Genomic DNA, 18,680 nt, shown 5'->3' on the forward strand with positions numbered 1-18,680 from the left:
GCGTCAGGGTACTGGGCACCACCGTCAGGTTCGCGGCCCGACCTGTCCGACCAGGTCCACACCCGCCTCCCGGAGCGCCGAGAGCGCCGACTCGACGGTCGCCTCGCTCACCCCGGCCGTGTACGGCAGCAGCACCCGCGTGTCGAACCCGGCGGCGGTGGCATCGAGCGCGGTCGCCCGCACGCAGTGATCGGTGGCGATACCCACGATGTCGACCGCGGTGACCCCGTGCCCGCGCAGCCACCCGTCGAGGGACTCGCCCGTGTCGTGGCTGCCCTCGAAGCCCGAGTACGCGGCCTCGAACGCCCCCTTGGAGAAGACCGCCTCCACGCGGGTGGTGTCGAGGGCCGGATGGAACTCGGCACCCTCGGTTCCCGCCCGGCAGTGCGGCGGCCACGAGTCCACGAAGTCCGGCTCCTCGGCGAAGTGCGCACCCGGATCGACGTGGTGATCCCGGGTGGCGACCACGTGCGCGTAGTCCTGCGCGTGTGCGGCCAGGTACCGGCTGATGTCCGCGGCGACCGCGGCGCCACCGGCCACGGCCAGCGACCCGCCCTCACAGAAGTCGTTCTGCACGTCGACGATGATCAGCGCCCGCGACAACGTCCTCACCTCACGAATCGGGTCGGCACCGCGGCCTCGCCCGCCGACAGGGTCAGGGCCTCCCACGGGAGACTGATCAGCCCGTGCGCGAGCAATGCCCGGCTCTCCTCCAGCGTAGGCCCGTCGCCGACCCGCTCGCCGTTGCAGACCAGCGGAACCATCAGCTCGTGCACCACCTCGCCGTCGCCCCCCGGTACGGGCGCGTCCGCCGGGTAGATCACCTCTTCCACCAGCGTGCCGGTCGGGCGGGCGAACCGCACGGCCCGCTTGGCGCCGCCCCGGGACTCCTTGTGCGCGCTGCGCTTCTCCACCGGGATGCCGTCGACCTCGACCAGCTTGTAGACCATCCCGGCCGTGGGCGCGCCCGAGCCGCTGACCAGCGACGTCCCGACGCCGTACACGTCGACCGGCTCGGCGCGCAGACCTGCGATCGAGTACTCGTCCAGGTCACCCGACAACACGATCTTCGTGTTCGTCGCGCCCAGGCCGTCGAGCTGCTCCCGCACCTGCCGGGCCAGCACGCCGAGATCGCCCGAGTCGATCCGCACGGCCCCGAGTCCGGTGCCGGCCACCTCGACGGCCGTGCGCACCCCGTTGGTGATGTCGTACGTGTCCACCAGCAGCGTGGTCCCCACCCCGAGCGTCTCGACCTGGCTCCGGAACGCCGCCGCCTCGTCGCGGCCCGCCCCGGTGGTGTGCACGAGCGTGAACGCGTGCGCCGCGGTACCCGTGCCCGGCACCCCGTACCGGCGCACCGCCTCGAGGTTCGACGTCGCGTCGAAGCCCGAGAGGTATGCCGCCCGCGCACACGCGACCGCCGCCTCCTCGTGGGTGCGGCGCGACCCCATCTCGATCAGCGTGCGGCCGTCCGCGGCGCTGACCATCCGCGCCGCCGCCGACGCCACCGCGCTGTCGTGGTTGAGGATCGACAGGATCAGGGTCTCGAGCAGGACGCACTCGGCGAACGTGCCGCGCACCGCCAGCACCGGCGAACCGGGGAAGTAGAAATCGCCCTCCCGGTAGCCCTCGATGTCGCCGGAGAACCGGTAACCGCGCAGCCACTCCACGGTCGAGGCGTCGAGGAACCGTCCCGCCACGGCCAGTTCTTCCTCGCCGAAATGGAACGTCTCCAGCGCATCGATCAGCCGGCCGGTCCCACCGACCACGCCGTACCGGCGCCCGGGCGGCAGACGCCTCGCGAACACCTCGAACGTGCAAGGGCGGGAACCGGTGCCGTCCGCGAGCGCGGCCTCGAGCATCGTCAGCTCGTAGACGTCCGTGAACAGGGCGGTGCTCGCCGTCGCGGTGCGCGGCAGAAGGGAATCGGGCACCCGATCACTGTAGAGCGCGGGCCGGGATGCGGCTGTATTGCCGGGCGCCGACGCCGTACCCTGGAGACATGGCGACGTGTTCCCCGACAAGCCCGTTCGGCACCGCCCCCCCGGAGCCGTCCGACGCAGTCACCGTGGCCTCGTTTCCCGCCGTCACCATGGCGGCAGGGCAGGCAATGCCGGCGGAAGCCGAAACCGTCGAGGAGATCGAAGCAGTCGACCGGCCCTGGGTCACCGTCGTGTGGGACGACCCGGTCAACCTCATGCACTACGTCGCGTACATCTTCCAGAAGCTGTTCGGGTACAGCAAGGCCAAGGCCACCGAGCTGATGCTCAAGGTGCACAACGAAGGCAAGGCGGTCGTCTCGAGCGGCTCGCGTGACAAGATGGAACACGACGTGCAACGCCTGCACGCCGCCGGGCTGTGGGCGACGATGCAGCGGGCCGAGTGACCGGCCGCCCGCTCGCCGACCATCCCGACCGCGAAGCCAGGAGGAGCCGACCGACGTGCGGCAGTGGAGCAGGAAGAACTCGCTCGGAGGCGTGAAGCTGCGATCCGAGATGGACGCACACGAGGCGTCGGTGCTGCGCTCGCTCGTCGCATCCGTACTCGGCATGCTCGAAGAACGCGCCGCCGGCGCCCCGCAGGACGACCTCGCCGCCCTCACCGGCCTGCGCACCGGCAACTGCACCCCGCCGGACGTCCCCGCCCTGCAACGGCTGCTGCCCGACTTCCACCGGCCCGACGCCGACGCCACCGTCCATCCCGACGACGAATCCGCCGACCTCAACGGTGCCCTGCGCAGCCTGCACGAACCCGACATCATCGACGCCAAGCTCGCCGCCGGAGCCGTCATCCTGCGCACCGTCCCCGAATCCGGCGGCAAGGTGGTGCTCAGCCCGGAACAGGCCGATGCCTGGCTGTACGGGCTCAACGACCTCCGGCTGGCCCTCGGCACCACCCTCGGCATCGACGACGACACCCCCGAGACGCTCGACGAAGACGACCCGCGGGCCCCGCACCTCGACGTCTACCACTGGCTGACCTGGATGCAGGACTCCCTCGTCCAGGCGCTGCTGCCGTGACGGCCACGCCCGGACCCACCGACTCGCTCACCGACGTCGCCGGCCTGCGCGTGGGGCACTGGCAGGCCCTCGACGCCGACGTCACCCTCGGCTCCGACCACGCCTTCGGCACCGGGCGGGCCACCGGATGCACCGTCGTCGTGCCCGACCGTGCCGTCACCGCCGCCGTCGACGTCCGCGGCGGCGGGCCCGGCACCCGCGAAACCGACCTGCTCGACCCCAGCCACTCCGTCCAGCGCGTCGACGCGGTGCTCCTCACCGGAGGCAGCGCCTACGGGCTCGCCGCCGCCGACGGCGTGATGCGGTGGCTCGAGGAACAGGGCCGCGGCATTCCGATGGGGCCGCCGGGGGCCGTGGTGCCCATCGTGCCGGGCGCGGTCGTCTTCGACCTGCCCGTGGGGGAGTGGACCGCCCGGCCCACCGCCGACAGCGGATATCGGGCCGCCGCGGCCGCCGGCACGACCGTCGCCCGCGGCACCGTCGGCGCCGGAGTCGGCGCACGCGCCGGCACCCTCAAGGGCGGCATCGGCACCGCGAGCCTGTTCCTGGCCGAGGGCCCCGCCGCCGGCGTCACCGTCGCAGCCCTCGTCGTCGCCAACCCCGTCGGAGCCGTGTTCGACCCCGAGACCGGCCTGCCCTGGGGCCTCGGCCCCGCCCGGGCCGCCCGGCTCGGGCTCGTCGCGCCCACCGCAACCGACCTCGCCGCCGCCAACGCCCTCGCATCCAAGGGCACCGCCCTCAACACCACCATCGGCGTCGTCGCCACCGACGCCGACCTGACCGCCGCGGCCTGCCGCCGTGTCGCCGTCGCCGGGCACGACGGCCTCGCCCGGGCCGTCCGCCCCGCCCACTCACCCCTCGACGGCGACACCCTCTTCGCCCTGGCCACCGGCACCGCGACGCCCCCCGGCGCGAGCCGACCGATCCCGGAGGCTTTCGCGCCCGAACTGCCCGTGCTGGCCGCCGTGTGCGAGGCGGCCGCCGAGGTCGTCCAGCGCGCCGTCGTCGACGCGGTGCTGCAGGCCACTGCGGTCGCGGGTATCCCCGCCTATCGTGACGTGTTCCCCTCCGCCTTCACGGCCGGGATTCCCACGTCGCGCTGAGGACCGCGCTGAGGGCTCAGCCCGGCGTGCCCTCCGACACACGCTTCATCTGGTCGCCGCAGCAGATCTCCGAATGCGGCATCCCCTCGGTGCAGGGACACGGCTTCTCGTAGACGATCTGCGCGCCGCACTTCTCGCAGGCGTAGCGATCTCCGACGTTTCTCGGCACGACTGCCTCCCGGGTCCGACGGTGCCTCCCACAGTAGCCACCGGGCCGCCGGTCGACAGGGCTTTCACGGCGAAGCCCGACCGTCGCCGCGCACGTGTCGAGCGGTGCGCACGTCGGTAGGCTCGAAAGCCAGGAACACAGCACAGGACACACGCGAAGGGCGAGCGCATGACCGTACCCGACGGTTCCCGTCCCGGGCCCCGGCCCGTCTGGCAGCGCGCGGCGCTCCTGATCGCCGGATTCGTCGCCCTGCTCTACGGCGTCGAAGCCGTCGACGCCGCCGCGCCCGCCGACCTCGACTCCGCCGGTATCGAACCGAGAACCGCCGACGGGCTGTGGGGCGTGGCGTTCGCACCCGTGCTCCACGCCGACTGGGCGCACCTGAGCGCCAACACCATTCCGCTGCTCGTGCTCGGCTTCCTCGTGCTCGTCTCCGGCATCGGCCGCGGTCTGGCCGCCACCGCGATCATCTGGGTGGTCGGCGGGCTCGGCACCTGGCTCACCGCCGGGTCCGGCTTCGTGCACATCGGCGCGTCGATCCTCGTCTTCGGATGGCTCACTTACCTGATCACACGCGGCATCTTCACCCGGCAGTCGAGCCAGATCGTCATCGGGGTGATCGTGCTGTTCGTCTACGGCGGCATCCTGTGGGGCGTGCTGCCCAGCGATCCGCGCGTCTCCTGGCAGGGGCACCTCTTCGGCGCCGTGGGCGGCGTCCTGGCCGCCTGGCTGCTCTCCGCCGACGAGCGTCGCCGCCGCCGCCCGCCGGCCGTGCCCACCTCCTCGTTCGGGTGAGACGCACCCCCGCGCAACAACTGACCGATCGGTAGGCTCACAGCGTCGCCGCAACTGTGACATCTCTCGATCAAAACCTGCGTTGGCTTCGTCGCAGCCACAGGGACGTGGCAGCATGACCCCCATGCGCATGACCGTCCTGGGGTGTTCCGGCAGCGTGGCCGGGCCGGATTCCGCCGCGTCGGGCTACCTGATCACCGCCCCGGGCACCCCGCCCCTGGTGATCGACTTCGGTCCCGGCGTCCTCGGGGCCCTCCAGCGCTACGCCGACCCCGGCGAGGTCTCGCTGCTGCTCTCGCACCTGCACGCCGACCACTGCCTCGACATCCCCGGCCTGCTCGTCTGGCGGCGCTACTCCCCGAACCGCCCCACCGGACGGACCCTCGTCTACGGCCCCTCGGACACCAGCGTCCGCATCGGCGCCGCCTCCGCCGAGATCGCCGGCGAGATGGACGACGTCAGCGACACCCTCGACGTGCGCCCCCTCGCCGACGGCGAAGCCTTCCGCTTCGGCGCGCTCACCATCCACCCCGGCCGGGTCAACCACCCGCCCGAGGCCTACGGATTCCGCATCACCAGCGACTCCGGGCGCACCGTCGTCTACACCGGCGACACCGGCATGTGCGACGAGGTCGTCGAGCTCGCGCGCGGCGCCGACGTCCTGCTGTCCGAGGCCTCGTGGACCCACGCACCCGACGACCGCCCCGACGGTATCCACCTCTCCGGCGCCGAGGCCGGCATGCTCGCCGCTCGCGCCGAGGTGGGCGAGTTGCTGCTCACCCACATCCCGCCGTGGACCTCGCGCGAGGACGTCATCGCCGAAGCCAAGGAGCAGTACTCCGGGCCCGTCCACGCGGTGTCCGCCGGGGACGTCTACCCCATCTAATAGGCTCGTCCGGGTGACCACACGAGAAGACGGCAGAGCGGACGACGAACTCCGCCCCATCCGGATCACCCGAGGATTCACCAACCACCCCGCGGGCTCGGTGCTCGTGGAATTCGGCCAGACCCGCGTCATGTGCACCGCCAGCGTCGAAGAGGGCGTGCCGCGCTGGCGCAAGGGCTCCGGTCTCGGCTGGCTCACCGCCGAATACGCGATGCTCCCCGCCGCCACCCACACCCGCAGCGGACGCGAATCCGTCAAGGGCAAGCTCGGCGGCCGCACCCAGGAGATCAGCCGCCTTGTCGGCCGCGCCCTGCGCGCCTGCATCGACCTCGCCGCCATCGGCGAGAACACCATCGCCATCGACTGCGACGTCCTGCAGGCCGACGGCGGCACCCGCACCGCCGCCATCACCGGCGCCTACGTGGCCCTCGTCGACGCCGTCGCGTGGCTGAGCGCGGCGGGCCGCCTCACCGACCCGCAGCCGATCTCGTGCGCCATCGCGGCCGTGAGCGTCGGTGTCGTCGACGGCCGCGTCCGCCTCGACCTGCCCTACGAGGAGGACGTGCGCGCCGAGGTCGACATGAACGTCATCGCCACCGACACCGGCACCCTCGTCGAGGTCCAGGGGACCGGCGAAGGTGCGACGTTCGCCCGGTCCACCCTCGACAAGATGCTCGACTCTGCGCTCGCCGGCATCGCCGAACTGTGCGAGATCCAGAAGCAGGCGCTCGACGCCCCCTACCCGGGCACGCTGCCGCAGCCCGTGACCCCCGAGCGGACCAGGAAGAAGTTCGGTGTCTGACAGGGTGCAGGTGCTCGTGGCGAGCCGGAACGCGAAGAAGTTGCGCGAACTGCGGCGCGTCCTCGACGCCGCCGGGATCGAGGGGATCGACCTCGTCGGACTCGACGCCGTGCCGCCCTACGACGAGGCGCCCGAGACCGGCGCGACGTTCGAGGAGAACGCGGCCGCCAAGGCGCGCGACGGCGCGGCGGCGACCGGAATGCCGTGCGTCGCAGATGATTCCGGACTCGAGGTCGATGCCCTCAATGCGATGCCCGGGGTGCTCTCCGCCCGGTGGTCGGGGCGGCACGGCAACGACCACGCCAACACCGAACTGCTGCTCGGGCAGCTGCAGGACGTTCCCGACGAGCGCCGCGGCGCGGCATTCGTCTCCGCCTGTGCCCTCGCCGTCCCCGGTGACGACGGCGAGATCGCGGTGCACGTCGTGCGCGGTGAGTGGCGCGGCTCCATCGTCCACAGCCCGCGCGGCGCCAACGGTTTCGGCTACGACCCGGTGTTCCGGCCCGAGGGGGAGGAGCGCACCGCCGCCGAGCTCAGCGCCGAGGAGAAGGACGCCTCGTCGCACCGCGGGCGCGCACTGGCACGATTGGTGCCCGATCTCGCAGCGCTCGCCCGCTGACGCCCGCCGCCGCGGCGCGAAGCCTGCGCTCCCACGCGAAACAAGAAGCCGCCCACGCAATCGCGTGGGCGGCTTGCTGTTTCGCGCGCCGATCGGCCAGCCGGATCAGACGCCGAAGTCGGCCTTGACCTGCTTCGTGCGCTGGTGCTCGACGAAGAACGACAGGAACGGGATCGTGCCGGCGAGGAGGGTGCCGATCGTGCGGCCCGCGGGCCAGCGCACCTTGATCGCCAGGTCGAGCGTGAGCACGAGATACACCGCGTAGACCCAGCCGTGGACCACGGCGATCCAGCCGGGGACGTTCTCGACCTTCAGGATGTACTTCGCGACCATCTCGCCGGTGAGCACGAGCAGCCACACGCCGGTGATCCAGGCGAGCGCGCGGTACCGCGTCAGGGCCGAGGCAATCTTCTTCCGGTCGGCCTCCGGACGGGAGTGCGGCGCGGTCGAACCGCTCGTCTGGTCGGGTGCCTGCTCGGGGGTCGTGCTCACTGAGCGCTCCTATCGGACCTGCGCGCAAGCTGCGCGAGGTAATCGTTGTACTCCAGCATCTGCCGAGCCTCCGGGTCGTCCGGATCGACGGCCGCGTTCGGATCGAGCCCAGTGCGGGGCCGCTGGGGGAGGAGATCCTCGGGGATCTCGGTGGGTTCCTTCGGTTCCGACGCGCGCGGTGCACCCGTGGCCTGGCTCTCGGCGTCCTCGGTCTCGAGTTTCACGAACCGGCGGTAGGCGTAGACGCAGAAGAAGGCGAAGGCGGGCCACTGCAGGGCGTAGCCGAGGTTCTGGAACGTGCCGCCCACGGCCTCGAACCGTGTCCATTGCCAGAAACCCAGACCGAGACAGCCGGCCGCGGCGACCGCCACCAGTACGACGAGGGCAAGGCGACGCGGCGGACGGTTCTCGGACACGTCATCAAAAGTACCCGAGCGGCCCCTCGACCTGCCAAGAGCGGTCGGGGGCCGTGGGCGAGGTCACGTGGTGCGCGAGGGGGGACTTGAACCCCCACGTCCGAAGACACGGCGTTCTAAGCGCCGCGCGTCTGCCTGTTCCGCCACTCGCGCTTACCAGCGTCACCATACGCGACTACATCCGTCCTTCCTCGCTCGACCTATCGGGCGCCAAAGCGTTTTCTCGCGGCCCAGGTCGGGGTTTGGCTGTGGCAGTTGGGGCACAGGAAGCGGATGTTCTCCGGACGGGAATCATTCGGATTCCCATCGATGTGGTCGACATGGAGCGTTATCGGGTAGTCGCACCATTCAGTGCCGATGCCACACCCCTCGCACTTGTAGGGACGACCGGACTCGATGAGGGCGCGGCGAAGCAGATTCGGTCTCTGTCGGGGAGCGCCGGTCGGTTTGCAGACAAGCACCTCCCTCCATGCGAGACGGTTCAGGGCATGACTGCCCTTGGTGTGCGCCGATCCGGTGAAGTGCGACGTGTCGATGCCCAGCCGTTTGATCCGGCGACTGAGGTGATGGTGCGAACCCCCGCTCGGCACCAGGCCCAAGTAGCGCATGACCCCCGCAACGCTCGTCGAGTTTCGGACCGCATCCTCGAGGACTTCCCGTGTGTACTTCGTCGACCGTCCCATCATCCCCCCTGGATCGAATGTATGTTCGATGCGCGGGACTGTATCGGACGGCGCCGACAAATTGCCGAAAGTGCCCTCATGCACGCGTTTCGCGGTCAGTCAAGATGGTAACGATTGTGTAACGATAAACCTGAGGGATTCCTCAGGTTGATGGACGTCCATGTAGCCGCGCAGCCTGCGCGGACTCTCCCTACCAACCGGTCACTTCTCCGACCTCCTGTGAGTGATCTCACGTGCCCCTTCGGGGGAGGTAACCCGCGCGGAACAAAACATGAGGAACCCCTCATGATTTTGTGTCACTCTTGGGTAGCCCGAACGAGCAGATCAGAGCCCATCAGAACGCCAACGGCGGCGCGGGCGGCCACGAGACCACGCCCTTGCGGTGTTCAGGAGAGGAACTACACGCGTGACGATCGACGAGACCACACCAGCCGACAACGGACGGAACTCGAAGGCATCACGACGCGCCAGTGACCGGGGCAACGCCCCCGCTTCCCGTAAGGGCGCGCTGGTCGACAAGCTCCTCGCCGGGGAGCCCTACGCACTCGCCTTCGGTGGCCAGGGCGCTCCCTGGCTCAGCTCCCTCGAAGAACTCAGCCGCGACAACGGGCTCGAGCCGGTCCTGACCGAACTGGTCAACGAGGCCACCGCGCTGCTCGCGCCCGTCGCACACGACCTCGTCGTCGTGCGCCCGAGCGGCTTCGACCCCATCGCCTGGATGCTCGAGCAGGAGGTCGCCGACGAGGACGAGACGCCCGTCTCCGGCCCCTCCGAGTCCACGCTGACTTCCGCCGCGGTCTCGCTGCCCGGCGTGTTCCTGACCCAGGTGGCCGCGCTGCGCGCGCTGGCGAACCAGGGCCTCGACGTGACCGCCCAGGCCCCGGCCGCCGTGATCGGCCACTCGCAGGGCGTGCTGGCCGTCGCGGCCACCGAGGCCGCCGGCGCCAAGGACGGGCAGATCCTCGCGATCGCCCAGCTCATCGGTGCCGCCGCCACCCTCGTCGGCCGTCGCCGCGGCATCATCGCCGGCGCCGAGCGCTTCCCGATGCTCGCCGTCGCGAACGTCGACCCCGAGCGCCTGCGCGCCGTCGTCGCCGAGGTCTTCGCCGACCAGGACCCGCAGCGCTCCGCGGTCGTCGCCATCCGCAACGCCCGCCGCCGCGTCGTGCTGTCCGGCCCGCCTGCCGCCCTGGCTCGCGTGCAGCAGCGCTGCGAGGAGATCTCCGCCGCGGAGACCCGCGAGCGTGAGGCGAAGAAGCGCGGCGGTGCCGTGTTCGCCCCGACCTTCGAGCCGGTCTCCGCCGAGATCGGTTTCCACCACCCCGCTCTCGCCGACGCGGTCGAGCAGGTCGCCGACTGGGCCGCCCGCTGCGGCCTGGACGCGGACCTCGCCCGCTCGCTGGCGCAGGAAGTGCTCGTCGACCCGGTCGACTGGGTCGCCCTCGTCGACGACGCCGTCGCGGCCGGCGCCTCGTGGATCCTGGACATGGGTCCCGGTGAGCTGCTGACCCGTATGACCAGCTCGGGCCTGCGTGGCCAGGGTGTGGGCATCATCGCGGCCGCCACCCGCGGCGGTCAGCGCAACCTGCTGACCCCGGGCGCGGAGCCCGAGGTGCCGCAGCCGTGGTCCGCGTTCGCGCCGAAGCCGGTCACCCTGCCCGACGGCCGCCAGGGCGTCGAGACGGCGTTCACGCGCCTGACCGGCCGCTCCCCGATCCTGCTGGCCGGCATGACGCCGACCACCGTCGATCCGAAGATCGTCGCCGCGGCAGCCAACGCCGGCCACTGGGCCGAGCTCGCCGGCGGCGGCCAGGTCACCGAGCAGATCTTCGCCGACCACGTCGAGGAACTGAAGGGGCTGCTCGAGCCGGGCCGCGCCGTGCAGTTCAACTCGATGTTCCTCGACCCGTACCTGTGGAAGCTGCACGTGGGTGGCAAGCGGCTGGTGCCGCGGGCCCGCGCCGCGGGCGCGCCGTTCGACGGCGTGGTCGTCACCGCCGGCATCCCCGAGCTCGAGGAAGCCGTCTCGATCATCGAGGAGCTGACCGAGGCCGGCATCAGCTACGTCGCCTTCAAGCCGGGCACCGTGGCGCAGATCCGCTCGGTGATCCGCATCGCGAACGAGGTGCCGAACTACCCGGTCATCGTCCACATCGAAGGCGGTCGCGCCGGTGGCCACCACTCGTGGGAGGACCTCGACGATCTGCTGCTCGCCACCTACGCCGAGCTGCGCACCCGCTCCAACCTGGTGCTGTGCGTCGGTGGTGGCATCGGCACCCCCGAGCGGGCCGCCGACTACCTGACCGGCCGCTGGTCCACCGCCCACGGCTTCCCGGCGATGCCGCTCGACGGCATCCTCGTCGGCACCGCGGCGATGGCGACGCTCGAGGCGACCACGTCGCCCGAGGTCAAGCGGATGCTCGTCGAGACCCCCGGCACCCCCGACTGGGTCGGCGCCGGCACCGCCTCCGGCGGCATGGCCTCCGGCCGTAGCCAGCTGGGCGCGGACATCCACGAGATCGACAACGCCGCGTCCCGCACGGGCCGCCTGCTCGACGAGGTCGCGGGCGACGCCGAGGCCGTGGCCGCGCGCCGCGACGAGATCATCGCCGCGCTCGACGTCACCGCGAAGCCGTACTTCGGCGACGTCGCCGAGATGACCTACGGGCAGTGGCTCGCCCGCTACCTGGAGCTGGCCGTCGGCTCGCAGGAGGTGGCCGACGCGGCCGAGAACCCGTGGATCGACGTCACCTGGCGTGAGCGCTTCCACGAGATGCTGCAGCGCGCCGAGTCCCGCCTGCACCCGGCCGACCGTGGCCCGATCCCGACGCTGTTCGCCGACGACGCGGCCCTCGACCGGCCGTACGCGGCGCTGGCCGCGCTGACCGAGCAGTTCCCGGACGCCGACTCGGTGGTCCTGCACCCGGCCGACGTTCCGTTCTTCGTCTCGCTGTGCCGCACCCCGGGCAAGCCGGTGAACTTCGTCCCGGTCGTCGACCAGGACGTGCGTCGCTGGTGGCGGTCCGACTCCCTGTGGCAGGCCCACGATCCGCGCTACAGCGCCGATCAGGTCTGCATCATCCCGGGCACCGTCGCCGTCGCGGGCATCACCCGCGCCGACGAGCCCGTCGGTGAGCTGCTCGACCGCTTCGAGAAGGCCGCGGTCGACGAGCTGATCGCGGCCGGCATCGAGCCGGTGCAGATCGCGGCCCGCCGCCACCAGGACCTCGCGGCCGGCCTGCTCGACGCCGTGCTGTCGGCTCCGGACGTCAACTGGGCCGGCCGGCAGACCGTCAACCCGGTGCACCGCCTCGGTGACCTGGACGAGTGGTCCGTCGAGTCCGACACCGCCGCCGTGCACGGCGCGACGGGCGCCACGCTGAGCGTTCTCGACGCCGAGCACGTGGGCCTGACGGTGCCGCTCGCCGGCGACAAGACCGTCGAGATCCGCCTCACGGTGCCCGCCACCGTGCACACCGGTGGCGCCCCGGTCGTCACCGCGGACGACGCGTCGGCGTCGATGTCGGCGCTGCTCGGTGTCGCCGCGGGGCAGGAGCTGCCCGCGGTGAAGAAGGGCGCGGCCCGCATCACCCTCGGCTGGCTGCCGGAGAAGATCGCCGACCACGCCGGTGTCACCGGTTCGGGACTGCCGCTGAACCTGACCCCGAGCGGCCACGGTGTGCCCGACGTCCTGGTCGGCGCGTGTTGGCCGGCGGTGTTCGCCGCGCTCGGCGCCGCGCAGACCGACGACAGCCTGTCGGTGATCGAGGGCATGCTCGACCTGGTCCATCTCGACCACGCCGTCGACGTGAAGGACGGTCTGCCGACCGATCCGTCGATCCTGGGCGTCAAGGCCGAGGCACGGGACGTGGCCGACACCGACCTCGGCCGGGTCGTCGAGGTGCACGTCGAGATCACCGCCGACAACGGCAACGGCTCGGGTGACACCACGGTCGCCACCCTGATCGAGCGGTTCGCGATCCGTGGCCGCACCGGCAAGGCCGAGCTGGCCGATCCGGTCCGTGCCGGCGGTGCCGTGAGCGAGGACGCGGTGGAGACCCCGCGTCGCCGCCGCCGCGACGCCGTGATCGTCGCCCCGATCGACATGAGCGCCTTCGCGCGGGTGTCGGGCGACCACAACCCGATCCACACCTCGGACAACGCCGCCCTCCTGGCCGGCCTGGGCACCCCGATCGTGCACGGCATGTGGCTGTCCGCCGCCGCCCAGCAGGTCGTCACCGCCCTCGAGGCCGACGCCAAGCTGCCGGCCCGCCGCCTGACGGCGTGGACCGCCCGGTTCCTCGGCATGGTGCGTCCGGGTGCGCAGATCGACGTGCGCGTCGACCGCATCGCGACCGACCGTGGCGCCGAGATCGTCGAGGTGAGCTGCCGCGTGGACGGCGACCTGGTGATGGTCGCCACCGGCCGCACCGCCGCCCCGCGCACGGTGTACGCGTTCCCCGGCCAGGGCATCCAGCGGCCCGGCATGGGCCTGGACGCCCGCGCCCGCTCGAAGGCCGCCCGGGAGATCTGGGATCGCGCCGACAAGCACACCCGCAAGGCCCTGGGCTTCTCCATCCTTGCCGTGGTGCGCGACAACCCGACCGTGCTCAAGGCCCGCGGCGTCACCCACAAGCACCCGGACGGCGTGCTGCACCTGACCCAGTTCACGCAGGTCGCGATGGCGACCCTGGGTGTCGCCCAGATCGCGGAACTGCGTGAGGCCGGCGCCTTCGTCGAGGGTGCGCTCCTGGCCGGTCACTCGGTGGGCGAGTACAACGCGCTCGCCGCGGTCGCCGGGGTGCTGCCGCTCGAGGCGGTGCTCGAGGTGGTGTTCAGCCGCGGGTCGGCGATGCACGCCCTCGTGCCGCGCGACGAGCAGGGCCGTTCGAACTACCGCATGGCCGCGATCCGGCCGTCGCAGTTCGGTGTCGCCGACGCCGATCTCGAGGCGTTCGTCGCCGGGGTCGCCGAGGAGACCGGGGAGTTCCTGCAGATCGTCAACCTGAACCTGCGCGGCTCGCAGTACGCGATTGCCGGTACGGTCGCCGGTCTCGAGGCCCTCGAGTCCGTGATCGAGCGCAAGGTCGCCGAGTTCGGGGGCAAGCGTGCGTTCATCCTGGTCCCGGGCATCGACGTGCCGTTCCACTCGACCGTCCTGCGCGGCGGCGTGGACGACTTCCGGGAGCGCCTGCTGAACCTGCTGCCCGAGCAGATCGATCCCGACATCCTCATCGGCCGCTACATCCCGAACCTGGTGCCCAAGCCGTTCAACCTGGGCCGGGAGTTCGTCCAGGAGATCGCGGACCTGGTGCCGTCCGAGCCGCTGGCCGAGGTCCTCGCGGACTTCGACACCTGGGCGGCCGACCCCTCGAAGCTGTGCCGCGTGGTGCTCGCCGAGCTCCTCGCGTGGCAGTTCGCGTCCCCGGTCCGCTGGATCGAGACGCAGGATCTGCTGTTCGCCGACGAGGCCGACGGTGGCCTGGGTGTCGAGCGGTTCGTCGAGGTCGGCCTCGGCGCCGCCCCCACGGTGGCGAACCTGGCGTCGCAGACGCTGAAGCTGCCGGGCCGCTTCGGGCAGCCGGTCGAGGTGCTCAACATCGAGCGCGAGGCCTCGATCGTGTACTCCACGGACGTCGATCCGGCGCCGGTGGAGGACGACGAGCCGGCCTCGGCCGACGCTTCCGCTGCCGCTCCGGCCGCGGCCGCCGCTCCGGCCGCCGCGCCCGCCGCTCCCGCGGGTGGTCCGCGTCCGGACGACATCGCCTTCAAGGCCGCCGACGCCACGAAGGTGCTCATCGCCCTGTGGACGAAGCTGCGCCCGGATCAGATCGGTCCCGCCGACACGATCGAGGCGCTGTGCGACGGCGTGTCCTCGCGGCGCAACCAGCTGCTCGTCGACCTCGGCTCGGAGCTGTCGCTCGGTGCCATCGACGGTGCGGCCGACGCCGACATGGGCGCGCTCGCCGGCACGGTCGATCGCCTGGCCCGCACCTACCGGCCCTTCGGTCCGGTGCTGTCGGACTCGATCAACGACCACCTGCGCAAGGTGTTCGGCCCGTCGGGCAAGCGTCCCGCCTATGTCGCCGACCGGGTCACCAAGGTGTGGGGTCTCGGCGAGGGCTGGGCGTCGCACGTGACCGCGGAGGTCGCGCTGGGCAGCCGGGACGGTTCGTCCGTCCGCGGCGGTGCGCTCGGCGGCCTCTCCGACGGCGCGCTGTCCGACGGTGCCGCCGTCGACAAGCTGATCGACGCGGCCGTGCAGTCGGTCGCCGGCCGCCGCGGTGTCGCGGTGTCGATGCCGTCCGCCGGTGGCGGTGGCGGTGCCACCGTCGACGCTGCCGCGCTCGGCGAGTTCGCCGAGGGCATCACCGGCTCGAACGGTGTGCTCGCCAAGACCGCCCGCCTGATCCTGTCCGAGCTGGGCCTGGCCGACGCGGCCTCGGACCTCGCGGACAAGGCGGACACCGAGCTGGTCGACCTGGTCTCGGCGGAGCTCGGCTCCGACTGGCCGCGGCTGGTCGCACCGGCGTTCGACGCCCGCAAGGCCGTGCTGATCGACGACCGGTGGGCGACGGCCCGCGAGGACCTGGCTCGCATCTGGCTCGGTGCCGAGATCGGCGCGGAGCGGTTCGCCGGTGCGGGTGCCACGGTCGCCGCGCACGCCGCGTTCTGGGCGGGCAAGGCCACCGAGGCCGGCCGCACGGAGCTCGCGCAGGTCTTCGACGCCGTCGCGACGGCCGCCCGGCAGACCGGCGACGCCGAGTACGCGGGCGAGGTCGCCGTGGTCACCGGCGCCAGCAAGGGCGGGATCGCGGCCGCGGTCGCGGCGAAGCTGCTCGCCGGCGGCGCCACGGTCGTGGTCACCACGTCGAGCCTGAACGACAGCCGCCTCGGCTTCTACAAGGAGCTGTATGCGTGCAACGCACGCTCCGGTGCGGCGCTGTGGGTGGTCCCGGCCAACATGGCGTCCTACGCCGACGTCGACGCCCTGGTGACGTGGCTCGGCACCGAAACCGTGGAGACCGCGGGCGGCGCCAAGAAGCTGATCAAGGAGGCCCTGACCCCGACGCTGCTGTTCCCGTTCGCCGCGCCGCGCGTGTCCGGGTCGATGGCCGACGCCGGTGCCCGCGCCGAGATGGAGATGCGGGTCCTGCTGTGGTCGGTGGAGCGCCTGATCGCGGGCCTGGCCGACATCGGCTCCGACCGTGACGTGGACACCCACCTGCACGTCGTGCTGCCGGGTTCGCCGAACCGCGGCAAGTTCGGCGGCGACGGCGCCTACGGCGAGGCGAAGGCCGCGCTCGACGCGATCGTCAACCGCTGGCACGCCGAGCGCATCTGGGCCGAGCGGGTCACCCTCGCCCACGCCCTCATCGGGTGGGTGCGCGGCACCGGCCTGATGGGCGGCAACGATCCGCTGGTGGAGGCCGCCGAGGCCGCCGGTGTGCGGACCTGGTCGACCGACGAGATGGCCGTCGAGCTGCTGAAGCTCGTCACCGCCGGCTCCAAGGAGGCCGCCGCGGTCGAGCCGCTGGTGGCGGACCTGACCGGGGGTCTGTCGGAGGCCGACATCGACCTGCCGGCCCTGGCCAAGCAGGCGCAGGAGGAGGCCGAGGCCGCGAAGGACGCCGCGGCGGAGCCCGAGCACGCGACGATCGCGGCGCTGCCCGCACCGCCGCGCCTGGACGCGACGCTGCCGGCACCGGAGTGGAACACGCTCGACGTCGACCCCGCCGATCTGGTGGTCATCGTCGGCGCCGGCGAGCTCGGCCCCTACGGGTCGGCCCGTACCCGCTTCGAGATGGAGGTCGACGAGGAGCTGTCGGCCGCCGGTGTGCTCGAGCTGGCGTGGGCCACCGGCCTGGTGGCGTGGGAGAACGATCCCAAGCCGGGCTGGTACGACGCGGAGACCGGCGAGCTGGTGCCCGAGGCGGAGATCGCCGACCGGTACCACGACGCGGTGGTCGAGCGCTGCGGCATCCGCCGCTACGCCGACGACGGCGCGATGGTCGACAACGCGGCGCCGCTGCTGACCTCGGTGTTCCTGGACAAGGACCTGTCGTTCGTGGTGGGTTCCGAGGCCGAGGCCCGCGCGTTCGTCGATGCCGACCCGGAGAACACCGTCGCGCACTCGGTTCCGGACAGCGGTGACTGGACCGTCACCCGCAAGGCCGGCACCGAGATCCGGGTGCCCCGCAAGATGAACCTGACCCGCACGGTCGGCGGCCAGATCCCGACCGGGTTCGACGTCACCAAGTGGGGCATCCCCGCCGACATGGCCGAGTCCGTGGACCGGGTGGGCCTGTGGAACATCGTGACCACGGTCGACGCGTTCCTCTCCAGCGGTTTCACCCCGTCGGAGCTGATGCGCTGGGTGCACCCCTCGTACGTGGCGAACACCCAGGGCACCGGCATGGGCGGCATGACCTCGATGCGGTCGCTGTACATCGACACGCTGCTCGGCGAGTCCCGCGCGAACGACATCCTGCAGGAGGCCCTGCCGAACGTCATCGCCGCGCACGTGGTGCAGTCGTACGTCGGTGGCTACGGCGCGATGGTGCATCCGGTGGCGGCGTGCGCGACGGCCGCGGTGTCGGTCGAGGAGGGCGTCGACAAGATCAAGCTGGGCAAGGCGCAGCTGGTCGTCGCCGGCGGCTTCGACGACCTCGGCATCGAGGGCATCGTCGGGTTCGGTGACATGTCGGCCACCGCGAAGTCGGACGACATGACGGCCAAGGGCATCAGCGATCGCCGGTTCTCCCGGGCCAACGATCGCCGGCGCGGCGGTTTCGTCGAGTCCGCCGGTGGCGGCACGGTCCTGCTCGCCCGCGGCGACCTGGCGCTGGAGATGGGTCTGCCCGTCCTCGGTGTGGTCGCGTGGGCCGGGTCCTTCGCCGACGGCGTGCACACCTCGATCCCGGCTCCGGGCATCGGTGCCCTCGGCGCCGGTCGCGGCGGGCTCGAGTCGGGCCTGGCGCGGGAGCTGCGCAAGCTCGGTGTCACCGCCGACGACATCGCGGTGATCTCCAAGCACGACACCTCCACGGCGGCCAACGACCCGAACGAGGCGGAGCTGCACGAGCGTCTGGCCGGGTCGCTGGGCCGCAGCGAGGGCGCGCCGATGTTCGTGGTGTCGCAGAAGTCGCTGACCGGTCACGCCAAGGGTGGCGCGGCGGCGTTCCAGCTGATCGGCCTGTGCCAGGTCCTCAGCCAGGGCGTCGTCCCGCCGAACCGCAGCCTGGACTGCGTCGACGACAAGATGGCCGAGTTCGAGCACCTGGTGTGGCCGCGCACCCCGCTGCGCTTCGGCGAGCGGTACGCGCTCAAGGCCGGTCTGCTGACCAGCCTCGGGTTCGGTCACGTGTCGGGGCTGATCGCGGTGGTCCACCCGCAGGCGTTCGTCGAGGCGATCCCGGCGGAGCGCCGGGAGGCCTACGTGGAGCAGGCTCAGGCCCGCGCCGTCGCCGGTAAGCGCCGCCTCGCGGAGGCGATGACCGGGGGTGCGGCCCTGTACCAGCGGCCCGCCGACCGTCGCTTCGGCGGGGACTCGGTGCCGGCCAAGGCGGCACGCCAGCTCGAGGCCGACGTGCTGCTCTCGCCGGAGGCACGACTGGGTGACGGCGACGTGTACCGTTCGGGTCTGCCCGGCTGCAAGTAGCCGCCGGCCGCACGGTCACAGAGAGCGGGTCACG

Annotated in this window: 14 protein-coding genes and 1 tRNA gene; 8 read left to right on the top strand and 7 right to left on the bottom strand. The window is 72.0% G+C overall.

The genetic code is table 11. The features are described 5' to 3' along the window. Positions 1 to 24: 24 nt before the first annotated feature. Together HFP48_RS10985 and HFP48_RS10990 are read right to left on the bottom strand one after the other, a co-directional pair. A complete protein-coding gene (locus HFP48_RS10985; RefSeq protein ID WP_029542976.1) occupies positions 25 to 603 on the bottom strand; it encodes an isochorismatase family protein in 579 nt (192 codons plus the stop codon). 5 nt (positions 604 to 608) lie between these two features. Then, positions 609 to 1,934: a nicotinate phosphoribosyltransferase gene (locus tag HFP48_RS10990; protein WP_168579502.1), complete on the bottom strand. Its 1,326-nt coding sequence runs from the start codon at positions 1,932 to 1,934 to the stop codon at positions 609 to 611. A gap of 158 nt (positions 1,935 to 2,092) precedes the next feature. Between HFP48_RS10990 and clpS the strand changes: the two genes are divergently transcribed. From clpS to HFP48_RS11005, 3 genes are read left to right on the top strand one after another with little or no spacing between them, the layout of a single operon-like run. Further along, positions 2,093 to 2,386 carry an ATP-dependent Clp protease adapter ClpS gene (gene clpS, locus HFP48_RS10995; protein ID WP_050036334.1) on the top strand — a complete coding sequence of 98 codons (294 nt, stop codon included), beginning with the start codon at positions 2,093 to 2,095 and terminating at the stop codon, positions 2,384 to 2,386. Between the two features lie 55 nt (positions 2,387 to 2,441). Further along, on the top strand, positions 2,442 to 3,020 hold the full coding sequence (locus HFP48_RS11000; RefSeq protein ID WP_006937528.1) for a DUF2017 domain-containing protein: 579 nt from the start codon (positions 2,442 to 2,444) through the stop codon (positions 3,018 to 3,020). Then, on the top strand, positions 3,017 to 4,123 hold the full coding sequence (locus tag HFP48_RS11005; protein WP_043799011.1) for a P1 family peptidase: 1,107 nt from the start codon (positions 3,017 to 3,019) through the stop codon (positions 4,121 to 4,123). Before HFP48_RS11000 ends, HFP48_RS11005 begins: the two co-directional genes overlap by 4 nt. Positions 4,124 to 4,139: 16 nt before the next feature. On the opposite strand, the gene HFP48_RS11010 is transcribed toward HFP48_RS11005, so the two are convergent. Further along, the gene (locus HFP48_RS11010; RefSeq protein ID WP_168579503.1) at positions 4,140 to 4,292 is read right to left on the bottom strand and encodes a hypothetical protein; all 153 of its coding nucleotides are present in this window, start codon (positions 4,290 to 4,292) and stop codon (positions 4,140 to 4,142) included. A 168-nt stretch (positions 4,293 to 4,460) separates the two neighbouring features. On the opposite strand from HFP48_RS11010, the gene HFP48_RS11015 reads away from it, so the two are divergent. From HFP48_RS11015 to rdgB, 4 genes are all read left to right on the top strand, one after another. After that, positions 4,461 to 5,087: a rhomboid family intramembrane serine protease gene (locus HFP48_RS11015; protein WP_168579504.1), complete on the top strand. Its 627-nt coding sequence runs from the start codon at positions 4,461 to 4,463 to the stop codon at positions 5,085 to 5,087. Between the two features lie 124 nt (positions 5,088 to 5,211). Continuing rightward, a complete protein-coding gene (locus HFP48_RS11020) occupies positions 5,212 to 5,973 on the top strand; it encodes a cyclic nucleotide-degrading phosphodiesterase (protein WP_043799009.1) in 762 nt (253 codons plus the stop codon). Between the two features lie 13 nt (positions 5,974 to 5,986). After that, positions 5,987 to 6,775 carry a ribonuclease PH gene (rph, locus tag HFP48_RS11025; RefSeq protein WP_006937538.1) on the top strand — a complete coding sequence of 263 codons (789 nt, stop codon included), beginning with the start codon at positions 5,987 to 5,989 and terminating at the stop codon, positions 6,773 to 6,775. 10 nt (positions 6,776 to 6,785) lie between these two features. Further along, positions 6,786 to 7,394, top strand: a complete 609-nt coding sequence (rdgB, locus tag HFP48_RS11030; RefSeq protein ID WP_044476031.1) for an RdgB/HAM1 family non-canonical purine NTP pyrophosphatase — start codon at positions 6,786 to 6,788, stop codon at positions 7,392 to 7,394. Between the two features lie 105 nt (positions 7,395 to 7,499). Here rdgB and HFP48_RS11035 read toward each other — a convergent pair whose 3' ends face one another. From HFP48_RS11035 to HFP48_RS31560, 4 genes are all read right to left on the bottom strand, one after another. Next, positions 7,500 to 7,802, bottom strand: a complete 303-nt coding sequence (locus HFP48_RS11035) for a DUF3817 domain-containing protein (protein ID WP_059174777.1) — start codon at positions 7,800 to 7,802, stop codon at positions 7,500 to 7,502. A gap of 80 nt (positions 7,803 to 7,882) precedes the next feature. Further along, positions 7,883 to 8,302, bottom strand: coding sequence for a hypothetical protein (locus HFP48_RS11040; RefSeq protein WP_006937553.1), 420 nt, complete (start codon positions 8,300 to 8,302; stop codon positions 7,883 to 7,885). A gap of 68 nt (positions 8,303 to 8,370) precedes the next feature. After that, positions 8,371 to 8,455: transfer RNA gene (locus tag HFP48_RS11045), tRNA-Leu, on the bottom strand. A gap of 47 nt (positions 8,456 to 8,502) precedes the next feature. Further along, positions 8,503 to 8,985 (bottom strand): HNH endonuclease, encoded by a 483-nt coding sequence (locus HFP48_RS31560; protein ID WP_080688517.1) that lies wholly within the window; start codon positions 8,983 to 8,985, stop codon positions 8,503 to 8,505. A 406-nt stretch (positions 8,986 to 9,391) separates the two neighbouring features. Here HFP48_RS31560 and HFP48_RS11050 point away from each other — a divergent pair, with 406 nt between their 5' ends. Beyond that, positions 9,392 to 18,646, top strand: coding sequence for a type I polyketide synthase (locus HFP48_RS11050; RefSeq protein ID WP_168579505.1), 9,255 nt, complete (start codon positions 9,392 to 9,394; stop codon positions 18,644 to 18,646). The last annotated feature ends 34 nt before the right edge of the window (positions 18,647 to 18,680 follow it).

This window comes from Rhodococcus sp. DMU1 (assembly GCF_012272955.1).
Taxonomy (GTDB): Bacteria; Actinomycetota; Actinomycetes; order Mycobacteriales; family Mycobacteriaceae; genus Rhodococcus; species Rhodococcus aetherivorans.

What these genes read in the sequence shown, in the direction of transcription:
- clpS (WP_050036334.1), top strand. Translation starts at nt 2,093, where the DNA reads ATGGCGGCAGGGCAGGCAATGCCGGCGGAAGCCGAAACCGTCGAGGAG.
- HFP48_RS11015 (WP_168579504.1), top strand. Translation starts at nt 4,461, where the DNA reads ATGACCGTACCCGACGGTTCCCGTCCCGGGCCCCGGCCCGTCTGGCAG.
- HFP48_RS11020 (WP_043799009.1), top strand. Translation starts at nt 5,212, where the DNA reads ATGCGCATGACCGTCCTGGGGTGTTCCGGCAGCGTGGCCGGGCCGGAT.
- HFP48_RS31560 (WP_080688517.1), bottom strand. Translation starts at nt 8,985, where the DNA reads ATGGGACGGTCGACGAAGTACACACGGGAAGTCCTCGAGGATGCGGTC.